Annotated in this window: 21 protein-coding genes; 10 read left to right on the top strand and 11 right to left on the bottom strand. The window is 73.8% G+C overall.

The genetic code is table 11. From position 1 onward, the window contains the following. Positions 1–75: 75 nt before the first annotated feature. Positions 76–408 carry a hypothetical protein gene (locus MRBLML1_RS04485; RefSeq protein ID WP_364511975.1) on the top strand — a complete coding sequence of 111 codons (333 nt, stop codon included), beginning with the start codon at positions 76–78 and terminating at the stop codon, positions 406–408. A 23-nt stretch (positions 409–431) separates the two neighbouring features. Here the strand turns inward: MRBLML1_RS04485 and MRBLML1_RS04480 are convergent, their stop codons facing one another. The 3 genes from MRBLML1_RS04480 to MRBLML1_RS04470 all read right to left on the bottom strand — a co-directional run bounded on the left by MRBLML1_RS04480 (position 432) and on the right by MRBLML1_RS04470 (position 2,909). Continuing rightward, complete coding sequence (locus MRBLML1_RS04480) at positions 432–1,055, bottom strand: pentapeptide repeat-containing protein (protein WP_364511972.1); 624 nt, start codon at positions 1,053–1,055, stop codon at positions 432–434. 94 nt (positions 1,056–1,149) lie between these two features. Further along, positions 1,150–1,776, bottom strand: a complete 627-nt coding sequence (locus MRBLML1_RS04475) for a response regulator transcription factor (RefSeq protein ID WP_364511970.1) — start codon at positions 1,774–1,776, stop codon at positions 1,150–1,152. Further along, entirely contained in the window at positions 1,773–2,909 is a 1,137-nt protein-coding gene (locus MRBLML1_RS04470) for a sensor histidine kinase (RefSeq protein WP_364511967.1), read from the bottom strand. The genes MRBLML1_RS04475 and MRBLML1_RS04470 overlap by 4 nt, the downstream gene beginning before the upstream one ends. Before the next feature lie 111 nt (positions 2,910–3,020). Here MRBLML1_RS04470 and MRBLML1_RS04465 point away from each other — a divergent pair, with 111 nt between their 5' ends. Genes MRBLML1_RS04465 through MRBLML1_RS04440 form a run of 6 tightly spaced genes read left to right on the top strand, consistent with a single transcriptional unit; the run spans position 3,021 to position 6,701 of the window. Further along, positions 3,021–3,983 (top strand): SMP-30/gluconolactonase/LRE family protein, encoded by a 963-nt coding sequence (locus tag MRBLML1_RS04465; protein WP_364511965.1) that lies wholly within the window; start codon positions 3,021–3,023, stop codon positions 3,981–3,983. After that, positions 3,980–4,717 (top strand): ankyrin repeat domain-containing protein, encoded by a 738-nt coding sequence (locus MRBLML1_RS04460; RefSeq protein ID WP_364511962.1) that lies wholly within the window; start codon positions 3,980–3,982, stop codon positions 4,715–4,717. The genes MRBLML1_RS04465 and MRBLML1_RS04460 overlap by 4 nt, the downstream gene beginning before the upstream one ends. Before the next feature lie 42 nt (positions 4,718–4,759). Beyond that, the gene (locus MRBLML1_RS04455) at positions 4,760–5,044 is read left to right on the top strand and encodes a hypothetical protein (RefSeq protein WP_364511959.1); all 285 of its coding nucleotides are present in this window, start codon (positions 4,760–4,762) and stop codon (positions 5,042–5,044) included. Continuing rightward, positions 5,044–5,361, top strand: coding sequence for a DUF1905 domain-containing protein (locus MRBLML1_RS04450; protein ID WP_364511956.1), 318 nt, complete (start codon positions 5,044–5,046; stop codon positions 5,359–5,361). The genes MRBLML1_RS04455 and MRBLML1_RS04450 overlap by 1 nt, the downstream gene beginning before the upstream one ends. 9 nt (positions 5,362–5,370) lie before the next feature. Next, entirely contained in the window at positions 5,371–6,096 is a 726-nt protein-coding gene (locus MRBLML1_RS04445) for a DUF4184 family protein (protein ID WP_364511953.1), read from the top strand. After that, positions 6,093–6,701, top strand: coding sequence for a TetR/AcrR family transcriptional regulator (locus tag MRBLML1_RS04440; protein ID WP_364511950.1), 609 nt, complete (start codon positions 6,093–6,095; stop codon positions 6,699–6,701). Before MRBLML1_RS04445 ends, MRBLML1_RS04440 begins: the two co-directional genes overlap by 4 nt. 4 nt (positions 6,702–6,705) lie before the next feature. Here the strand turns inward: MRBLML1_RS04440 and MRBLML1_RS04435 are convergent, their stop codons facing one another. Next, entirely contained in the window at positions 6,706–7,854 is a 1,149-nt protein-coding gene (locus tag MRBLML1_RS04435) for a zinc-binding dehydrogenase (protein ID WP_364513114.1), read from the bottom strand. 103 nt (positions 7,855–7,957) lie between these two features. On the opposite strand from MRBLML1_RS04435, the gene MRBLML1_RS04430 reads away from it, so the two are divergent. Genes MRBLML1_RS04430 through MRBLML1_RS04420 form a run of 3 tightly spaced genes read left to right on the top strand, consistent with a single transcriptional unit; the run spans position 7,958 to position 10,790 of the window. Further along, positions 7,958–8,848: an alpha/beta fold hydrolase gene (locus tag MRBLML1_RS04430; protein WP_364511947.1), complete on the top strand. Its 891-nt coding sequence runs from the start codon at positions 7,958–7,960 to the stop codon at positions 8,846–8,848. After that, positions 8,845–9,735, top strand: a complete 891-nt coding sequence (locus MRBLML1_RS04425; RefSeq protein ID WP_364511944.1) for a metal-dependent hydrolase — start codon at positions 8,845–8,847, stop codon at positions 9,733–9,735. The genes MRBLML1_RS04430 and MRBLML1_RS04425 overlap by 4 nt, the downstream gene beginning before the upstream one ends. Beyond that, complete coding sequence (locus MRBLML1_RS04420; RefSeq protein WP_364511941.1) at positions 9,732–10,790, top strand: PDR/VanB family oxidoreductase; 1,059 nt, start codon at positions 9,732–9,734, stop codon at positions 10,788–10,790. The genes MRBLML1_RS04425 and MRBLML1_RS04420 overlap by 4 nt, the downstream gene beginning before the upstream one ends. On the opposite strand, the gene MRBLML1_RS04415 is transcribed toward MRBLML1_RS04420, so the two are convergent. The 7 genes from MRBLML1_RS04415 to kdpF are packed head-to-tail and all read right to left on the bottom strand — an operon-like array spanning position 10,787 to position 18,882. Next, positions 10,787–11,254, bottom strand: coding sequence for an acyl-CoA thioesterase (locus MRBLML1_RS04415; protein WP_364511939.1), 468 nt, complete (start codon positions 11,252–11,254; stop codon positions 10,787–10,789). The two genes, MRBLML1_RS04420 and MRBLML1_RS04415, sit on opposite strands and share 4 nt — an antisense overlap. Before the next feature lie 13 nt (positions 11,255–11,267). Then, positions 11,268–11,945 carry a response regulator gene (locus tag MRBLML1_RS04410; protein ID WP_364511936.1) on the bottom strand — a complete coding sequence of 226 codons (678 nt, stop codon included), beginning with the start codon at positions 11,943–11,945 and terminating at the stop codon, positions 11,268–11,270. Then, on the bottom strand, positions 11,942–14,470 hold the full coding sequence (locus tag MRBLML1_RS04405) for a sensor histidine kinase (protein ID WP_364511933.1): 2,529 nt from the start codon (positions 14,468–14,470) through the stop codon (positions 11,942–11,944). Before MRBLML1_RS04405 ends, MRBLML1_RS04410 begins: the two co-directional genes overlap by 4 nt. A 5-nt stretch (positions 14,471–14,475) precedes the next feature. Beyond that, a complete protein-coding gene (kdpC, locus tag MRBLML1_RS04400; protein ID WP_364511931.1) occupies positions 14,476–15,078 on the bottom strand; it encodes a potassium-transporting ATPase subunit KdpC in 603 nt (200 codons plus the stop codon). A gap of 22 nt (positions 15,079–15,100) precedes the next feature. Further along, positions 15,101–17,134: a potassium-transporting ATPase subunit KdpB gene (kdpB, locus tag MRBLML1_RS04395; protein ID WP_414691211.1), complete on the bottom strand. Its 2,034-nt coding sequence runs from the start codon at positions 17,132–17,134 to the stop codon at positions 15,101–15,103. Then, positions 17,134–18,792, bottom strand: a complete 1,659-nt coding sequence (kdpA, locus tag MRBLML1_RS04390; RefSeq protein ID WP_364511925.1) for a potassium-transporting ATPase subunit KdpA — start codon at positions 18,790–18,792, stop codon at positions 17,134–17,136. Before kdpA ends, kdpB begins: the two co-directional genes overlap by 1 nt. Beyond that, positions 18,793–18,882, bottom strand: coding sequence for a K(+)-transporting ATPase subunit F (kdpF, locus tag MRBLML1_RS04385; RefSeq protein ID WP_278257994.1), 90 nt, complete (start codon positions 18,880–18,882; stop codon positions 18,793–18,795). Between the last annotated feature and the right edge of the window lie 60 nt (positions 18,883–18,942).

The following is an 18,942-nucleotide window of genomic DNA, read 5'->3' as shown; positions in this document are numbered from 1 at the left end:
CGTTGGGGATCGGGCGCTCACCTGAGATGGTGGCGTCCGATTCGCTCCCGTCCCCTCTCGTCCAAGGAGAACCCCGTGGGTCTGAACCCCGTCGCCGACGTCCTCAAGCGCTCCGACAAGGTGCTCAAGAACGCCGAGGTCGCCCTGAGCAACGTCGACACCACGCTCGGCACGGTCGGCGGGACGCTGACCAACGTGGACGGCACCCTGACCTCGGTCGACGGCACGCTGACCGGTGTCGACGAGAAGCTCGCGACCGTCGACGCCACCCTGGCCGAGACCAAGCAGGTGCTGGGCGAGGTCCAGGGGCTGCTGGCCAGGCTCGACGACAAGCTGAGCCTGCTCGACGAGGTGCCGGCGCTCAAGGCGCAGCTCGACAAGGTGCTCGCGGCGGTCGCGCAGGGCTGAGCCCCGGCGAGCCTCGCACTCTCTCACTGTTCCAGGGGCACGTCCTCCTCCACCCGCAGGCCGAGCGCCCGGGCCAGCACCACCGCCTGGTCGAGATCGACCACCGCGTCGCCGAGCCGGGCCGTCAGCGGGTCGAGCGCGGTGAGCACGGACCCGCGCAGGTCCGCTCCGGTGAGGTCGGCCTCGTGCAGCTCGGCCCCGCCGAGGTCGACGTGGTGGAGGGTGGCCTGGGCGAGCCTGGCGCCGCCGAGGTCGGCCTCGCGCAGGTCGACCCGCCGGAAGACCGCGCGGCGCAGGTCCGCGCCGGCCAGCCCGGCGAACATCCAGCTCCCGCCGTCGACCTCGAACGCGGAGAACCGGCAGCGCTCGAAGGTCGAGCCCACCAGCTTGCAGCCGGTGAAGCGCGCCCCGAAGAAGGCACACTTCACGAAGCGACAGTTGACGAAGGCGCTGTCGGTGAACGCCGCCGCGTTGAGGTCGCAGTCGCGGAAGACGCACTCCTCGAAGGTCGCGCCGGTCGCGGTGACCTCGGTCAGGTCGACATCGACGAAGGTGACCTGCCGGAAGGCGCGCCCGGAGAGGTCCTCGCCGTCCCACCGCTCGGAGACGACCTCGGACCCGGGGGCGGGAACGGAGTGCTCGGTCATGTCCCGAGTATCCCGAGGGGGTCCGACACAAAGCCACGAAGACAGGGCGACGAGGACAAGGCGAGAGGACGAGGCGACGGACGTCGCGCGTCCGTCAGCGACGGATGATCCGCTGCTCGATCGCCGCGGCCACGGCGCCGGCCCGGGTGTCGACGCCGAGCTTGGTGTAGATGTGCGACAGGTGGGACTTCACCGTCGCCTCCGACACGAACAGCTCGCGCGCCATCTCCTTGTTGCCGAGCCCGCGCGAGAGCAGCTCGAGCACCTCCACCTCGCGCTCGGTGACGCTCCTCGCCCCCGGTGCGGTACGACGGACGAGGGTCGCCGCGACCGAGGGCGCCAGCACCGTCTCCCCCCGCGCGGTGGCGCGGATCCCGGCGAACAGCTCGGCGGGCGGGGCGTCCTTGAGCAGGTAGCCCCGGGCGCCGGCCTCCATCGCCCGCAGGATGTCGGACTCGGTGTCGTAGGTCGTCAGCACCAGCACCTCGGGTGGCTCGCCGAGCGCGCGCAGGGCAGCGGTGACCTCGGCCCCGCCGGCCTCGCCCGCGCCGAGCGAGAGGTCCATGAGGACGACGTCCGGCCGGTCCGCGGTGACGACGGCGCGGGCCTCGTCGAGCCCGGCTGCCTCACCGACGACGGACAGGTCGGGCTGCCCGTCGAGGAGTGCCCGCAGCCCGGCACGGACGACGGGGTGGTCGTCCACGAGCACGATCCGGATCATCGGGCCTCCCCGGCGACCGGGAAGCGGACCGACACCGTCGTGCCCTCGCCGGGCGCGCTCTCCACCTCGGTGCTGCCGCCGAGCCCGGCGGCCCGGTCACGGATCCCGGCCAGCCCTCGGCCGCGACCGCCGTCGGCACGCACCGAGCCGGGGTCGAAGCCGCGGCCGTCGTCGCGCACGTCGAGGACCACCTCGTCCACCTGGTAGGTCAGGGTCAGCGCCGCCCGGCCGGCGGCCGCGTGCTCGCGGACGTTCGCGAGCGCACCGCGCGCGGTCCGGACCAGCGCCGACGCGACGCCGGGCGGGACCGCGACCGGCGCGCCGTGGACCCTGACCTCCACGTCCAGGCCGGTCGCCGACTGCTCCGCGACCCGGCGCAGGGCCGCGGCGAGCGCCGCGCCGGTGGGGTCGTCGGCCAGGTCCGGGGGCGCGAGGTCGCGCACCACACGTCGTACCTCGTCCAGGCCGTCGCGGGCCGTCGCCGCCGCGGTCCGCACGTGCTCGCGCGCCGCGGCCGGCTGACCGTCCCAGGACTGCTCCGCCGCCTGGAGCAGCAGGTTGATGCTGGACAGGCCCTGGCCCACGGAGTCGTGGATCTCGCGCGACAGACGGGTCCGCTCGGCCAGCGCGCCGAGCTCGGCCTGCGCGTTCTCCAGCGCGCGGTAGGCCAGCACCGTCACCAGCGCCACCCCGACCGGGCCGGCGACCTGGGTGGGGTCGGCACCGTCGGTGATCCGCAGCCAGGCGGCGGTCACCACTGCCGTCATCGCCACGACCGTCGCCACCGCCCACCCGAACGGGAGCACCTGGAGCACCGCGAACGCCACCGGTACGGCGCACCACGCGAAGGACGGCGCCGCGGTCGTCAACGCCCCCCACAGCACGGCCATCGCGAGCACCCAGACGGTCGGCCACCAGGTGCGGCCCGGGAGCAGGGTGCGGGTGGCGTAGGCCAGCGCGAGGACCAGCGCGCCCGCCAGCACCAGGAGCCCGGTGGCGCCGAGGCCGTGCCGGTCGACGTAGCGCACGGCCGAGGCGAGGAGCAGCACGACGAGCACCACGAGCAGCCACGGGTCGAGCCGCGCGGCGGCCAGGATGCCGTGGACGCCGGGGCGGTCGTGAGACGCAGTCATGGTCGGTCCAGCGTAGGGAGGACGGCGGCGGACGGCATCAGCCAATTGGCTATCGAGACCTGGCCGGCTGCCCGACGTGCGGGCCGCACCCGGGCCGGCACGGTGGAGGGCATGAAGCGAACCTCCCTCATCAGCGCCCTGCTCGTCGCCGCCACGACCGTCCCGCTCGGGGGTGCGGCCGACGCGCACCACCACGCCCGGCCCTCGTCCTACCGCCTCGCCGGCGACGCGGACAGCCCGGTCGGCTCCAAGTTCGAGGGCATCGGCGCCGACGAGCGCCGCGGCCTGTTCTACGTCAGCGAGGTGACCGGCGGCGAGGTCCACCGTGGTGAGGTGGGCGCCGCCCAGACCCGCGAGTGGCTGGCGGGCGACGGCACGGACGGCCGCTACACCGCGCGCGGGATCACCGTCGACGCCGCCGGCAACGTCTACGTCGCGGGCGGGCCCAACGGCATCGGCACCGGCCGTCCGGACCTGTGGGTCTACAGCAAGGAGGGGCACCTGCTGGCGGCCCTGCGCGCGCCGGGCACCGACGTGTTCCTCAACGACGTGGCGATCGGGCCGGACGGCGCGGCGTACTTCACCAACTCCAACGACGCCCAGGTCGTCCGGGTCGCGCGCGGCCGCGCCGGCTGGCGGGCGACGCTCTGGGCGGACGCCTCGGCGACGATCACGCGGCAGACCGGCTTCAACCTCGGCGGCATCGTGCTCACCGCGGACCGCCGGGCGTTCGTCGTCGCGCAGGGCAACGTCGGCCGGCTGTGGCGCTTCGACGCCCGCACCGGCGCGGTCACCCCGGTCGCCACGGGCGGCGCGGACCTCGTCGACGCCGACGGGCTGGTCCGCCACGGCGGCCGGCTGAGCGTCGTGCGCAACTTCAGCAAGATGATCGCCACCCTCCGGCTCTCCTCCGACGGCCGCCGGGCCACGCTGCTGAGCCAGCGCGCCACCTCGCCCGACCGGGTGCTCACCACCGCGAAGACGCTGCGGGGCCGGGTGCTCTACGTCGACAGCAAGTTCGACGAGGCCGCCGCCACCGGGCCGTACCAGGTCGTCACGGACCCGACCCGATGAGACGCTCCCTCGCCGTCGTGCTCCCGCTCGCGTTGCTGGCCGGCGCGTGCGGGGGCGGCGAGACCGCCGCTCCCACGCCGGCTCCGAGCGTGGCCGCCCCTGTGGAGAGGACGCCGACCACCGTGCCCGACGCGATGCCCGCACCGATGCCCGACCCGGACGCGAGCCTCCTGCGGGCCGCCCGCCGCGGCGATGCCGCCACCGTGACCGCCGCGCTGGACGCGGGAGCCGACATCGAGACGCGGGACCGGCACCGTCGTACGGCGCTGCTGCTGGCGAGCACCTTCGACCGGGTCGCCGTCGCGAAGGTGCTCGTGGCGCGCGGTGCCGACCCGGACGCACTCGACGACCGGCACGACACCCCGTGGCTGGTGACGGGCGTGACCGGCAGCGTGGCGATGCTGGAGGCGCTGCTGCCGGCCGGCCCGGACCTCACCCTCCGCAACCGGTACGGCGGCCTGGCGCCGATCCCCGCGAGCGAGCACGGCCACGTGGACTACGTGCGGCGCGTGGTCCGCACCGGCGTCGACCTCGACCACGTCAACGACCTCGGCTGGACGGCGCTGCTGGAGGCGGTGGTCCTCGGCGACGGCGGGCGCCGGCACCAGCAGGTCGTGCGGATCCTGCTCGATGCCGGGGTGGACCGCACGATCACCGACCGGGACGGGGTGAGCGCCCTGGAGCACGCCGAGCGCCGCGGGTACGACGAGATCGCGGCCCTGCTGCGCCGGTGAGCCGCGTTTGCGCAGGCCTCCCGGCGGGGCAGGCTGGCCCGCATGTGGGAGCAGTACGAGAGCCCGGAGCCGCCGGAGAAGGCGGAGTCGTTCTCGCAGCGGCGCGAGTTCGGAGGCCCGGGCGGACGGGCGGCCGGCCCGCACAGCGGCGTCGCGATCGCCGCCGGCTTCGCGGTCGCCCTGGCCGCGGTCGCGCTGGCCGTCGGGCTGGCGAGGTCGAACGAGCGGGACACCTCTCCCGACGACCGGACGCCGCTGTGCGTGGGGCAGGGCACGGAGCTCGACGCGGACTGCTTCGATCCGGTCGGCGAGCAGGACGGCTACTGATGGAGCTCACCTTCACCGGCCCGGTCGTGGAGTGGCGCGGCCCGGCGCCGTACTGGTTCCTCGCGGTGCCGGTCGAGGACAGCGAGGACCTCAAGGAGGCCGCGCGCGGGCTGGAGTACTGGGGCCAGGTGGCGGTCGAGGTGCGGATCGGCGACACCGACTTCACGACCGCGCTGTTCCCGAAGGACGGGCGCTACCTGGTGCCGCTCAAGGTCGCGGCGCGCCGCGCGGCCGGCCTGGAGGACGTCGAGGCGGGGCAGGAGCTGACCGCGTGGCTGCGGCTCGCGGGCCGTCCCGGTCTTGCGCCGCCCGGCTAGCCTCGCCCGGTGCCCGTCACCATCGCCCACCCCGCGGCCGTGCTGCCGCTGCGCGGTCTCGGTCTGCCGCTCTCGGCGATGGTCATCGGCTCGATGGCGCCGGACCTCCCGGTCTTCACGCGGTCCTGGCACACCTACGGCTTCACCCACAGCGCGATCGGCATCGTCACCGTCGACCTCGCGATGACCTTGCTCCTGCTCGTGTTCTGGGACCGCTGGGGCCGCGACGCGCTGGTGGACACCGCGCCCGCCGTGGTCCGGGACCGGCTGCCGGCGCACGCGGCGCTGTGCCGCCGGGCGTGGCTCCTGGCGCCACCGGCGGCGGTCCTCGGCTCGGTGACGCACGTGGTGTGGGACGCCTTCACCCACGAGGGCCGCTGGGGCGTGCGGCTGGTGCCCTGGTTGCAGGAGGTGCACGGGCCGATGCGCGGCGAGCAGTGGGCCCAGCACGGCACCAGCGTCCTCGGCCTGCTCGTGATCGGCCTGGTGCTGCTGGGGATGCTGCGCCGCCCGGTCCTCGACCCCGGCCGGCCGCGCCGGCTGCCGGCGGCGACCCTGCCGGCGACGTTCGCGGTCGCGTGCCTGCTCTCGGTCGGCACCTTCCTGAGCGGGCTCACCGGCTCGCTCGACCTCGCGGTGTTCGACGCCGCGGTGGTGGGGATCGTGTCGCTGGCCGTGGTCCTGGGCCTGGTCACCCTCGCCTGGTCGCTGGCACCGGTAAGGTCCGCCGGGTGAGGAGCCGCCGCAGCTACGCGCCGCGGCTGCCGCCTGCCGAGCGGCGTGAGCAGATCCTCGACACCGCCCTCGCCCTCACCGTCTCCGGCGGCGTCGGCGCGGTCACCATGGAGGCGATCGCGGAGGCCGCGCAGGTCACCAAGCCGGTCGTCTACGGCGCCTTCGCCAACGCCGACGCGGTGCTGGCCGCCCTCGTCGACCGGGAGCAGGACCGCGGCCTGCAGCAGATGCTCGACTCGCTGCCCGACGACGTGTCCGACGGCGACCCGGTCGCGCTGGCCCGCACCGGCGTGGAGACCTTCTTCGCCGGCGTCCGTGCGCACCCGGGCCGCTGGCGCCTGCTGCTGGCGCCCGACAGCCTTCCGGAGGCGGCGCGCGGACGGCACGAGGAGACCCGCGACTTCATGGTCGCCCAGTTCACGGTGCTCTGCGAGTGGGCGGTCTCCTTCCGGCGTGAGCCGATCGACCACGTGCTGCTGGCCCACCTGTTCGTCGGTGCGATGGAGATGGGTGCGCGGCTGATCCTCAAGGACCCCGACGCCTACGACGCCGACCGGATGAACGACTTCGCGGTCGAGGTCGTGCGCGCGATCCAGGAGGGCTAGGCGCCTACGCCCGCGCGGGATCGACCAGGATCTTCGCGTGCTCCTCGGCGCCGGACAGGTCGTCGAACGCCGCGGTCAGGTCGCCGAGCCCGACCGTCCCGGTGTGCAGCGGGGTCGGGTCGACCTTGCCGGAGGCGATGAGGTCGAGCGCGTGGCGGAACTCCTCGGGGTCGTAGCCGAAGACGTAGCGCACCTCCAGCTCCTTGTTGAGCGCGAAGGCGGTGCGCACGGTGTCCGGCTCCATGCACACCCCGACCGCGACCACCCGGCTGCGCAGCGGCGCCTGGGCGTAGATCTCGTCGAGGACGCCGGGCACGCCGACGCACTCGAAGACGACCGGCCCGGTCGGCGAGGCCCCCAGCGCCTCGCCGGCCCGGATCAGCCGTCCCCACGGCAGCAGCGGGACCCGCCGCATGAGGCCGACCGTGTCCATCCCGAAGCGGGCGTACTCCGTCAGCGAGCCCACCGGACCCGGCAGCCTGTACGCCGACCAGGGGGAGGTCACCCGGGGGTCGACGACCACGTCCGCGCCGCAGCGGCGCGCCAGCGCCCGTCGTACGGGTGACAGGTCGGAGGCGACCACGGTCTTCACGCCCTTGGCCTTGAGCACCAGGATCACGGCCAGGCCGATCGGCCCGCAGCCGATCACGACGGCGGGCTGGCCGCGGCCGAGGTCGCCGCGGCGCACGGCGTGCCAGGCGACGGCGAGCGGCTCGGTGAAGGCGGCCTTGTCGTCGGAGAGCCCGGCGGGGACGGGGAAGGCGAAGGCCTCCTGGACCACGACGTACTCCGCGAAGCCGCCGGGGGAGCGCTCGTCGAAGCCGACGAGGTGGATGTCGTCGCCGGCGCGGACCATCGGCAGCGCGACGATCCGGGTGCCGGCCTTCCACCGCTTGCGGGTGCGCGGGCCGTAGCCGACGACCTCGCCGAGCAGCTCGTGGCCCATCACCACGCGGTCGGCGGGACGCATCAGCGTGCGGTAGCCCATCGCGTCGGCGACGTCGGCCAGCTGGTCGGCGTGCTCGCGGGCGTGCAGGTCGGAGCCACAGATCCCGGTGCGGACCACGCGGAGCAGCACCTGGCCGGGACCGGGCACGGGACGGGGCAGCTCCTCGACGGCGAACGCGCCGGAGGTGCAGGTCACCGCCCTCATCGTCGGGTTGACCTTCGTCACATCGCCTCCAGGTGCATTAATGCTACGTTGACGTAGCAATGACGGCACAGTAGCAACGCCCGACGCGAGGAGCCACGTGGCGATGACGAACGAGCAGCGACCCCGCCCGACCACGGTCGACACCAGCGACGGCCTCCGGCTGGCGGTCCACGAGCGCGGTGACCGCAGCGCGCCGACCGTCGTGCTGGTGCACGGCTATCCCGACAACCACTCCGTCTGGGACGGTGTCGCGGCCGAGCTGGCGAGCGACTTCCACGTGGTCGCCTACGACGTGCGCGGGTCCGGCGCCTCCGGGGTGCCGGCCTCGCGCAAGGCCTACCGGATCGACCAGCTCGTCGACGACCTCGGCCGCGTCATCGACGCCGTCAGCCCCGACGAGCCGGTGCACCTGGTCGCCCACGACTGGGGCTCGATCCAGGTCTGGGACGGCCTCACCGCCGGCCGGCTCGGTCCGCGGATCCGCACGTTCACCAGCATCTCCGGGCCCTCCCTCGACCACGCGGCCGCGTGGCTGCGCGACTCGGGCGTCGCCAAGGGCCCGCGGCTCAAGCAGCTGCTGGCGTCCTACTACGTCTTCTTCTTCATGACCCCGCTCCTGCCCGAGCTCTCCGCCCGGCGCGGGATCATCGACCGGCTCGCCCACCACTCCGCGGCGGCCGACACCGCGGCGGCGGTCGCGCCCGCGACCGAGCGCGGCCCGGCGGAGACCGTCAACGGCATCCAGCTCTACCGCGCGAACTTCCCGAGCCGGATGCTGCGCCCGAAGCCGCCGAAGATCGACCTGCCCGTGCAGGTGATCGCCCCGGAGAACGACCACCACGTGAGCGCCCCGCTGCAGGCGGGCGCGCCCGCGTCGTACGTCCGCGACCTGACGGTGCACCACGTCCCCGGCAGCCACTGGGTGGTCTCGCAGCGCCCGGCGCTGATCGCCGGCCTGGTCCGCGAGTTCACCGCCGAGAAGGTGTCGGCATGAGCGCGCGCCGTGCGCTGCGCGAGCCGGAGAAGGTCGCGCTGCACGCCCGGGAGGTGGTCTTCGACTGGGCCGGCCTGCCGCTGCAGTGGATCCCCGGCGAGCCGTTCGCCTCGCACGTGATCAACGTGCTGCACGTGCTGCTGCCCGAGGGCGAGCGCTGGTTCGTGCGGATCTTCACCGACGCGCTGCCGCTGATCAAGGACGAGCGGTTGCGCGAGGAGGTCATCGGCTTCATCGGCCAGGAGGGCATGCACGCCAACGCCCACCAGGGTGTCCTCGACTACTTCGACACCCACGGCCTCGACACCAAGGAGATGGTCGGCGAGGTCGAGCACGTCTTCCAGCGGCTGCTCGGCGACCGCGACGAGCTCACCGGCAAGGCCGCCGAGGAATGGCTCGTCGAGCGGCTCGCGCTGGTCGCCGGCATCGAGCACATGACCGCCTTCCTCGGCAACTGGATCCTCAACTCGCCCGGGCTCGACCGGCTGCGCGCCGACCCGCGGATGCTGGACCTGGTCCGCTGGCACGGCGCCGAGGAGGTCGAGCACCGTCACGTCGCCTACGACCTCTTCGACCACCTCGACGGACGCTACGTACGACGGATCCGGGCCTACGCCTTCGCGATGACCGGGATCATCTACCTCTGGGCCCGCAGCGCGCGCTACCTCGTCCAGCACGACAGCACGCTCGCCGAGAAGGACCTGCCCTTCCTCCGCAGCTGGGTCGCCGCGGCGCGCAAGGGGATCCTGCCGGGGGTGCGCGGCATGGTGCTCCCGTCGCTGCGCTACTTCAAGCCGACGTACCACCCCCGCCAGGAGGGCTCGACCAGCCAGGCCGTCGCCTACCTCGCGACCTCCCCCGCCGCCCGGGCCGCGGACGGGCGATGACGCTCGACCAGGGCCCGCCGCTCCCCGACACCGCGGGCTACCGCGCCTTCGGCCACCTCGCCGACGGCGTGGTGCGGATGATGAAGGTGACCGCGAAGCGGCGGCCCGAGGTGCGCGAGGTCGACCGCCGGATCCTGGTGCGGGTCGCCGCGGTCACGACCGAGGCCGAGGACGTGGTGTCCCTCGACCTGGTGCCGACCGAGCGTCCGAGCCTGCCGGGATGGGCGCCGGGCGCGCACATGGACGTGCTGCTGCCGTCCGGCCGGACCCGCCAGTACTCCCTCACCGGCGACCCCCGCGACCGCTCCCGCTACCGGATCGCGGTCCGCCGGATCGCCGACGGGGACGGCGGCTCGCGCGAGGTGCACGACCTGGAGGTGGGCCAGGAGCTGGTGCTCAAGGGGCCGCGCAACGCGTTCCCGTTCATCGTCGCGCCGTCGTACCTCTTCGTGGCGGGCGGGATCGGCGTCACCCCGATCCTGCCGATGGTCCGCTACGCCGCCGCCCGCGGTGAGGACTGGCGGTTCGTCTACGCCGGCCGCGACCGCGCCTCGCTGCCCTTCCTCACCGAGGTGGAGGCGCTGGCCGAGCGCTTCCCGGACCGGGTCGAGATCTGGCCCGACGACGAGCGCGGCCTGCCCGACGCCGCGGCGATCGTCGAGCGTGCCCCCGAGGGTGCGGCGCTCTACTGCTGCGGGCCGCCCGCGATGATCGACGCCCTGCGCGCCGAGGTGCCTGCCGAGAACGTCGAGGCGCTCCACTCCGAGCGCTTCTCCGCGCCGCCCGTGGTCGGTGGCGAGGCCTTCACCGTCGAGCTCACCAGCACCGGCGAGACCTTCGAGGTCGCCGCCGACCAGACCCTGCTGACCAGGCTGCTCCAGGTGCGCCCGGACGCGGCGTACTCCTGCCGGCAGGGCTTCTGCGGCACCTGCGCGGTCCGGTACGCCGACGGGGAGGTCGAGCACCGCGACCGCTTCCTGCCGCCCGAGCACCGCGCGGACCGGATGGCGGCGTGCGTGTCCCGGGCGAGCGGGACGCTCCGGCTGGAGCTCTAGGAGCCGGGCCGCTCGCGCAGGGCGACCGGCGGGGCGGACCAGGCCGTGAGGGTCTCCCGGACCGTGTCGGAGATCGGCCACGACGTACCGGCGGTGGGGTCCCAGAAGACGACCGAGGTCTCGGCGGTGATGGCCGGCGGGGAGTCAGGCGCGACCCGGAGCTCGCAGGAGGTCGCGAGCGAGGAACGGCCCACGTGGCCGACCCACATCCGCACCAGGAAGGGCTGGTAGGCCACGAAGCGCATCTCGGCGTCGTAGTCGACGCGCTGGGAGCCGACCAGCTCCACGATCCCCGGCGGCACGTCGCGGAAGAGCCCGGGCCGGTCGTCGCCGAGCGGCGCGAAGCGGAAGAACAGCAGCCGCGCCTCGTCGAGCACCCGCAGCGCCTCGACGTTGTCGACGTGCCCCCCGAGGTTGACGTCGCGCAGCCGCGCCTGGATCTCGCACTCGAAGACCTGTCCCACGCCGAGGATCCTCTCAGGGCTCGAACCGATAGCCCATGCCCGGCTCGTTGCGGAAGTGCACCGGCCGCGCCGGCTCGGGCTCGAGCTTGCGGCGCAGCTGGGCCATGTAGAGCCGCAGGTTGCCGTGCGCGTTCTCGTAGCCGGGGCCCCACACCTCGCTCAGCAGCTGACGCTGGCTGATCAGCCGGCCGGGGTTGCGGACGAAGACCTCCAGCAGGTGCCACTCCGTCGGGGTGAGCCGCACCTCCGCGCCGCCGACGGTGACCCGGGTCGCGCCGAGGTCGACGACGACCCGGCCGAAGCCCACCGTCGTCGCCTCCGTCCCGGCGGGGGCGTTGCGGCGCAGCATCACCCGCAGCCGGGCGAGCAGCTCGTCCATCCCGAACGGCTTGGTGACGTAGTCGTCGGCGCCCGCGTCGAGGGCCTCGACCTTGTCGGCGCTGTCGGAGCGGCCCGACAGCACGAGGATCGGTACGGCGGACTGGGCCCGCAGCCGCGCGATGACGTCGACGCCGTCGAGGTCCGGCAGGCCCAGGTCGAGCACGACGACGTCGGGTGGCGCGATGGCGGCGACCTCGATCGCCTCCAGCCCGTCACCCGCGGTGGTCACCTCGTAGCCGCGGGCGCGCAGGTTGATGGAGAGGGCGCGGACGATCTGCGGCTCGTCGTCGACGACCAGGATCCGGGTCATCCGACACGCTCCCGGATGCCGAGGTCCGGCCCGGCGGGATCGCCGTCAGCGACGGGCAGCGAGATCACCATGGTGAGCCCGCCGCCGGGCGTCTCCTCCGGCTCCAGCGTGCCGCCCATCGCCTCGACCAGGCCGCGGGCGAGCGCGAGGCCGAGCCCCACCCCGGTGCTGTTGTCGTGGTCGCCGAGCCGCTGGAAGGGCTGGAACACCCGCTCGTAGTCGGCGCTCGGGATGCCCGGACCGCTGTCGACGACCCGGACCTCGACCCGGTCGAGCACCGCGCTGGCGGTGACCAGGGTGGACCCGGCGTAGCGCTGGGCGTTCGTCAGCAGGTTGACCACGACCCGCTCCAGCAGCGCGGCGTCGGCCAGCGCGGAGGGCAGGCCCTCGGCGACGTCGACCCGGACCCCGGCGCCGGCCACGCTGACGTCGTCGAGCGCGCCGGCGAGCACGTCCTCGACGTACGACGGGGCGAGGTGGACGGGCAGCGCGCCGGCCTGGAGCCGGCTGAGGTCGAGCAGGCTGTCCACCAGCGCGGCGAGGTGGTCGAGCGCCTCGTCGGCGGTGCGCAGCAGCTCGCGGCGGTCCTCCTCGGTGAGCGCGACGTCCTCCGCGCGCAGGCCGGAGACGACGGCCTTGGCGGCCGCGAGGGGGGTGCGCAGGTCGTGGCCGACGGCGGCGAGCAGGGCGGTGCGGACCTTGTTGGCCTCGGCGAGGGGCGCGGCCTGCGCGGCCTCCTCGGCGAGCCGGATCTGGTGCACCGCCTGGCTGGTGCGGGCCGCGAAGGCGTCGGCCACCCGGGTGTCCTCGGGGGCGAGCCGGCCGCGCAGGACGAGCGCCGTCCCCTCACCCGCCGGTACGACGGTGTCCGCCGCCTCCGGGGTGGCCGCCGGGTCCGGGCCGGCCGTGCCAATGACCTGCCACCCGCCCGGCTGCTTCTCCAAGAAGGCGACCGAGCCGAGCGACAGGCTCTGCCGGAAGCGCTCCAGCAGTCCGGCGAGGTCACCGCTCCCGGTGAGCGGCGCGGCGGCGAGGCTCGCCAGCACGTGCGACTCCGCCACCGCGCGGGCGGCCTGGCGGGTGCGCCGTGCGGCGAGGTCGACGACGGAGCTGACCATCACCGCGACGAGCAGGTAGACGAGCAGCGCCAGCGCGTTGTTGGTGCTCGCGATCGTCAGCGTGTGCACGGGCGCGGTGAAGAAGAAGTTGAGCAGGAACGAGCCCAGCAGCGCGGCCAGGATCGCCGGTCCCACGCCGCCGACGAGGGCGACCGCGACGACGAGCAGCAGGAAGAGCAGGACGTCGCTGACCAGGTTGAGCGCGTGGTCGATCGGCAGCAGGGCGAGGGTGAGCAGGGCCGGGAGCAGCACGGCGAGGACGTAGCCGCGCACCCGCCGGCGCAGGCTGAGCGCGCCCCGGCCGACCGGCAGCCGGCGGCCCTGGCCGGCGTGGGTGTGGGACACGATGTGCACGTCGATGTCGCCGGCGGCGCGGATGGTGCGGGCGCCGATCCCCGGCGGCGAGACGTACGACGCCCAGCGCGAGCGGCGGCTGTCGCCCAGCACCAGCTGGGTGGCGTTCTCGGCGCGGGCGAAGGACAGCAGGGTCTCCGGCACGTCGTCACCGAGCAGCTGGTGGAACGTGCCGCCGAGCGACTCGACGAGCTGCTGCTGGTGGGTCAGGTGCGTGGGGTCCGCGCCGGTGAGCCCGTCGGAGCGGCCCACGTGGAGGGCCAGCAGGTCGCCGGCACCGGAGCGGGCGGCGATCCGCGCGGCCCGTCGTACGAGCTGCTCGCCCTCGGGCCCACCGGTGAGCGCGACGAGCACCCGCTCGCGGGCCTCCCACGTGCCGGTGATGTCGTGACGCCGGCGGTAGCCCTGCAGGGCGTCGTCGACCTTGTCGGCCACCCACAGCAGCGCGAGCTCGCGCAGCGCGGTGAGGTTGCCCTCGCGGAAGTAGTTGGAGAGCGCGGCGTCGACCTTGTCGGAGGCGTAGACGTTGCCGTGCGCGAGCCGGCGGCGCAGCGCCTCGGCGGACATGTCGATGAGCTCGACCTGGTCGGCGGCGCGGACCACCGAGTCCGGCACGGTCTCGCGCTGGGGGACGCCGGTGATCTTCTCGACCACGTCGTTGACCGACTCCAGGTGCTGGATGTTGACCGTCGAGATCACGTCGATGCCCGCGTCGAGCAGCTCGCGCACGTCCTGCCAGCGCTTCTCGTTGCGGCAGCCGGGGACGTTGGTGTGCGCGAGCTCGTCGACCAGCGCGACCGCCGGCCGCCGCCGCAGCAGCGCGTCCAGGTCCATCTCCTCCAGGTCGGCACCGCGATAGCTCATCGGCTGCCGCGGCACGACCTCCAGGCCGTCGAGCATGGCCGCGGTGTGCGCGCGGCCGTGGGTCTCCACGATCCCGACGACCACGTCGGTGCCGCGCTCGGCCCGGCGCCGGGCCTCGCCGAGCATGGCGTAGGTCTTCCCGACGCCGGGTGCGGCGCCGAGGTAGACCCGCAGCCGGCCTCGCTTCATGGAGCTCAGTCTTCCAGCCCGTCCAGGGCGAGGTTGAGCTCCAGCACGTTGACGCGCGGCTCGCCGAGGACGCCGAGGGTGCGGCCGGTGGTGTGCTCCTCGACCAGGTCCCGCACCCGGGCGGCCGGGAGGTCGCGGGTGCGGGCGACGCGGGCGACCTGCTGCGCGGCGTACGCCGGGGAGATGTGGGGGTCCAGGCCCGAGCCGCTGGCGAGCACCGCGTCCGGCGCGACGTCCTCCGGCGCGACGCCGTCGAACGCCGCCACGTCGGCGATGCGTTGTCGCACCTCGGCGACGAAGGCGGGGTTCGCGGGGGAGAGGTTGGAGGCGGAGCTGGCGAGCGGGTCGTAGCCCTCGCCGGCCGCGGAGGGCCGGGACTGGAAGTACGCCGCGTCCCCGGCGAAGGACTGCCCGACCAGGGCCGAGCCGACGACCGCGCCGTCGCGCTCGACCAGCGAGCCGTCGGCCCGGCCCGGTACGACGACCTGCGCGAGCCCGGTGAGCGCCAGCGGGTACGCGAGGCCGAGCAGCACCGTCATCACGCCGAGGACGCGGGCCGCGGCGGCGAGCTGCGTGAGCCCGCCGCGCAGGGGGGAGGAGGTGGTCATGGTGGCTCCGTTCTGGTGCCGGTCAGAGGCCCGGGAGGGTGGACACGAGCAGGTCGACGAGCTTGATGCCGACGAAGGGTGCGACCAGCCCGCCGAGCCCGTAGACGGCGAGGTTGCGGCGCAGCATCGCCGAGGCGCTGGACGGCTTGTAGGTCACCCCGCGCAGGGCCAGCGGGATCAGCGCCACGATGATCAGCGCGTTGAAGACGACGGCGGAGAGGATCGCGGACTCCGGTGAGGAGAGCCGCATGACGTTGAGGGCGTCGAGGCCGCTGTACACCCCGGCGAACATGGCGGGGATGATCGCGAAGTACTTCGCCACGTCGTTGGCGATCGAGAAGGTCGTCAGCGCGCCGCGGGTGATGAGCAGCTGCTTGCCGATCTCCACGATCTCGATGAGCTTCGTCGGGTTGGAGTCGAGGTCGACCATGTTGCCGGCCTCCTTGGCGCTGGAGGTGCCGGTGTTCATCGCGACGCCGACGTCGGCCTGGGCGAGCGCGGGCGCGTCGTTGGTGCCGTCGCCGGTCATCGCGACCAGCCGGCCACCCTCCTGCTCGCGCTTGATCAGCGCCATCTTGTCCTCGGGCGTGGCCTCGGCGAGGAAGTCGTCGACACCGGCCTCCTCGGCGATCGCCCTGGCGGTGAGCGGGTTGTCGCCGGTGATCATCACCGTGCGGATGCCCATCCGGCGCATCTCCTCGAAGCGCTCGCGCATCCCCGCCTTCACCACGTCCTTCAGGTGGATGACGCCGAGCACCCGTGCGGGCTCGCCCGGCACGCGGTCGGCCACCACCAGCGGCGTACCGCCTGCGGAGGCGATGGCATCGACCGTCCGGCCGACGTCCTCGCCCGGCTGTCCGCCGTGCTCGCGCACCCACGCCGCGACCGCCGCGGCCGCGCCCTTGCGGATCTCGCGACCGCCCAGGTCCACGCCGGACATCCGGGTCTGCGCGGTGAAGGGCACGAAGGTGGCCGCGGGCAGCTCGCCGGCGCTGCGCTCGCGCAGCCCGTGCGCCCGCTTGGCCAGCACGACGACCGAGCGGCCCTCCGGCGTCTCGTCGGCGAGCGAGGCGAGCTGGGCGGCGTCGGCCAGCACCTCCACGCCGACCTCGCCGACGGGCAGGAGCTCGGCGGCCTCGCGGTTGCCGAGGGTGATCGTGCCGGTCTTGTCGAGCAGCAGCGTGTTCACGTCGCCGGCCGCCTCGACTGCGCGCCCGGACATGGCGAGCACGTTGTGCTGCACGAGCCGGTCCATGCCGGCGATGCCGATCGCGCTCAGCAGCGCGCCGATCGTCGTCGGGATGAGGCAGACCAGCAGGGCGATCAGCACCAGGATCGACTGGTCCGCGCCGGAGTAGATCGCCAGCGGCTTCAGGGTGACCGTGGCCGCGAGGAAGACGATCGTCAGGCTGGCGAGCAGGATGTTGAGCGCGATCTCGTTGGGCGTCTTCTGCCGGCTGGCGCCCTCGACGAGCGCGATCATCCGGTCGATGAAGCTCTCGCCCGGGTTGGTGGTGATCCGGACGACGATCCGGTCCGAGAGCACCTTGGTGCCGCCCGTCACCGAGCAGCGGTCGCCGCCGGACTCGCGGATCACCGGCGCGGACTCGCCCGTGATCGCGGACTCGTCGACGCTCGCGACCCCGTCGACGACGTCCCCGTCACCGGGGATCACCTCACCGGCCTCGACGACGACCTCGTCGCCGATCCGCAGCGTGGTGGCGGGCACCGGCTCCAGGGTGCCGTCCGGGTTGCGCCGTCGCGCGGTGGTGTCGGTCTTGGCACGGCGCAGGGTCGCGGCCTGCGCCCGGCCCCGGCCCTCGGCGAAGGCCTCCGCCAGGTTGGCGAAGAGCACGGTGAGCCACAACCAGGCGGTGATCGACCAGCCGAAGACGGACGGGTCGCGCACGGCGAGCACGGTGCAGAAGGCCGCGCCGATCTCGACGACGAACATGACGGGCGTGCGCACCATGACCCGGGGGTCGAGCTTGCGCAGGGCGTCGGGCAGGGAACGGAGCAGTGAGCTGGGCATGGAGGTCTCCGGGGAGTGGGTCATCACAGGCCTTCCGCGAGCGGGCCGAGGGCGAGGGCCGGGAAGAAGGTCAGCCCGGCGACGACGAGCGAGACGACGGTGAGCATCCCGACGAACAGCGGCCCGTGCGTGGGCAGCGTCCCCTCGGTCCGCGGCACCGGTGTCTGCCGTGCGAGCGCGCCGGCCAAGGCGAGGGTGAGCACGATCGGCACGAACCGGCCCACGAGCATGGCCAGGCCGATGGTGACGTTGTAGAACGGCGTGTTCGCGGAGAGCCCGGCGAACGCGGAGCCGTTGTTGTTCGCGCCCGAGAGGTAGGCGTAGAGCACCTCGCTCAGTCCGTGCGGCCCGGCGTTGAGGATCGAGGACCGCGGCCCGTCCAGGGACAGCGCCAGCGCGGTGAACCCGAGCACCACCAGCGGCATGGTGAGGATGCTCAGCGCCACGAGCTTCATCTCCCGCGCGGTGATCTTCTTGCCGAGCAGCTCCGGGGTGCGCCCCACCATCAGGCCCGCGACGAAGACGGTGAGGATCGCCAGCACCAGCAGGCCGTAGAGCCCGGTCCCCACGCCGCCCGGGGCGATCTCGCCGAGGCCCATGTTGAGCATGAGCAGCCCGCCCGCCACCGGTGAGTACGACGAGTGGAAGGAGTTCACCGCGCCGGTGCTGGTGCCGGTCGTCGACACCGCGAACAGGCTCGACCCGGGGATGCCGAACCGGGTCTCCTTGCCCTCCATCGCGGCCCCCGCGACGTCGTACGCCGGGGTGGGGTGGGCCGCCTCGATCGCCCACACCGCGGCGAGCATCACGACCCAGATCACCGCCATCGTGGCGAGGATCGCGTAGCCCTGGCGCACGTTGCCGACCATCACCCCGAAGGTGCGGGTCAGGCAGACGGGAATGAGCAGGATCAGGAAGATCTCGAAGAGGTTGCTCAGCGGGCTGGGGTTCTCGAAGGGGTGCGCGGAGTTGGCGTTGAAGAAGCCACCGCCGTTGGTGCCGAGCTCCTTGATCGCCTCCTGCGACGCGACCGGGCCGCCGGGGATGCTCTGGTGGCCGCCGGTCAGCGTGGTGGCGTCCACCCCGCCGGACAGGCTCTGCACCACACCCATCAGCACCAGCGCCACGGCGGCGAGCGCCGCCAGCGGCAGCAGGACCCGGATCGTGCCGCGGACCAGGTCGACCCAGAAGTTGCCGAGCCGGCCGGTGCGGGAGCGGACGAAGCCGCGGATCAGCGCGACCGCGACGGCGAGGCCGACGGCGGCGGAGAGGAAGTTCTGCACCGCCAGCCCGGCCATCTGGACCAGGTGCCCCATCGTGGCCTCACCCGAGTAGGCCTGCCAGTTGGTGTTCGTCACGAAGGAGGCCGCCGTGTTGAAGGCCAGGTCCGGTGTGACGTCGGGGAAGCCGAGCGACCAGGGCAGGTGCGACTGGAGCCGCTGGAGCGCGAAGAGCAGGGCCAGGCCCGCGACGGAGAAGGCGAGCAGGGCGACGGCGTAGGTCCGCCAGGCCTGGTCCGCGCGCGGGTCGACGCCGACGAGCCGGTAGATCCCGCGCTCGACGGCGAGGTCCTCGTCGGTCGTGAAGACGCGGGCGAGGTAGCCGCCGAGCGGGACGTAGCACAGCGCGAGGAGCGCGATCAGGACGCCGACCTGGATCAGGCCGGCCACGGTGTCGGACATCTAGAAGCGCTCCGGGAGGACCAGGGCGACCACCAGGTAGCCGAGCAGGAGGGCGCTGACGACCAGCGCTACGACGTTCTCGGGGGACATGACGCCGAGTCTTCGCCGCGTCGTACGCCGGGGGGCCGGTCCTAACGCGGCGCTAACGCC

The sequence above is a fragment of the Nocardioides sp. LML1-1-1.1 genome (assembly GCF_040676175.1).
Classification (GTDB): domain Bacteria; phylum Actinomycetota; class Actinomycetes; order Propionibacteriales; family Nocardioidaceae; genus Nocardioides.
Note: the sequence above shows the minus strand (reverse complement) of the source record. Positions and strands in the feature narration are given on the sequence as shown.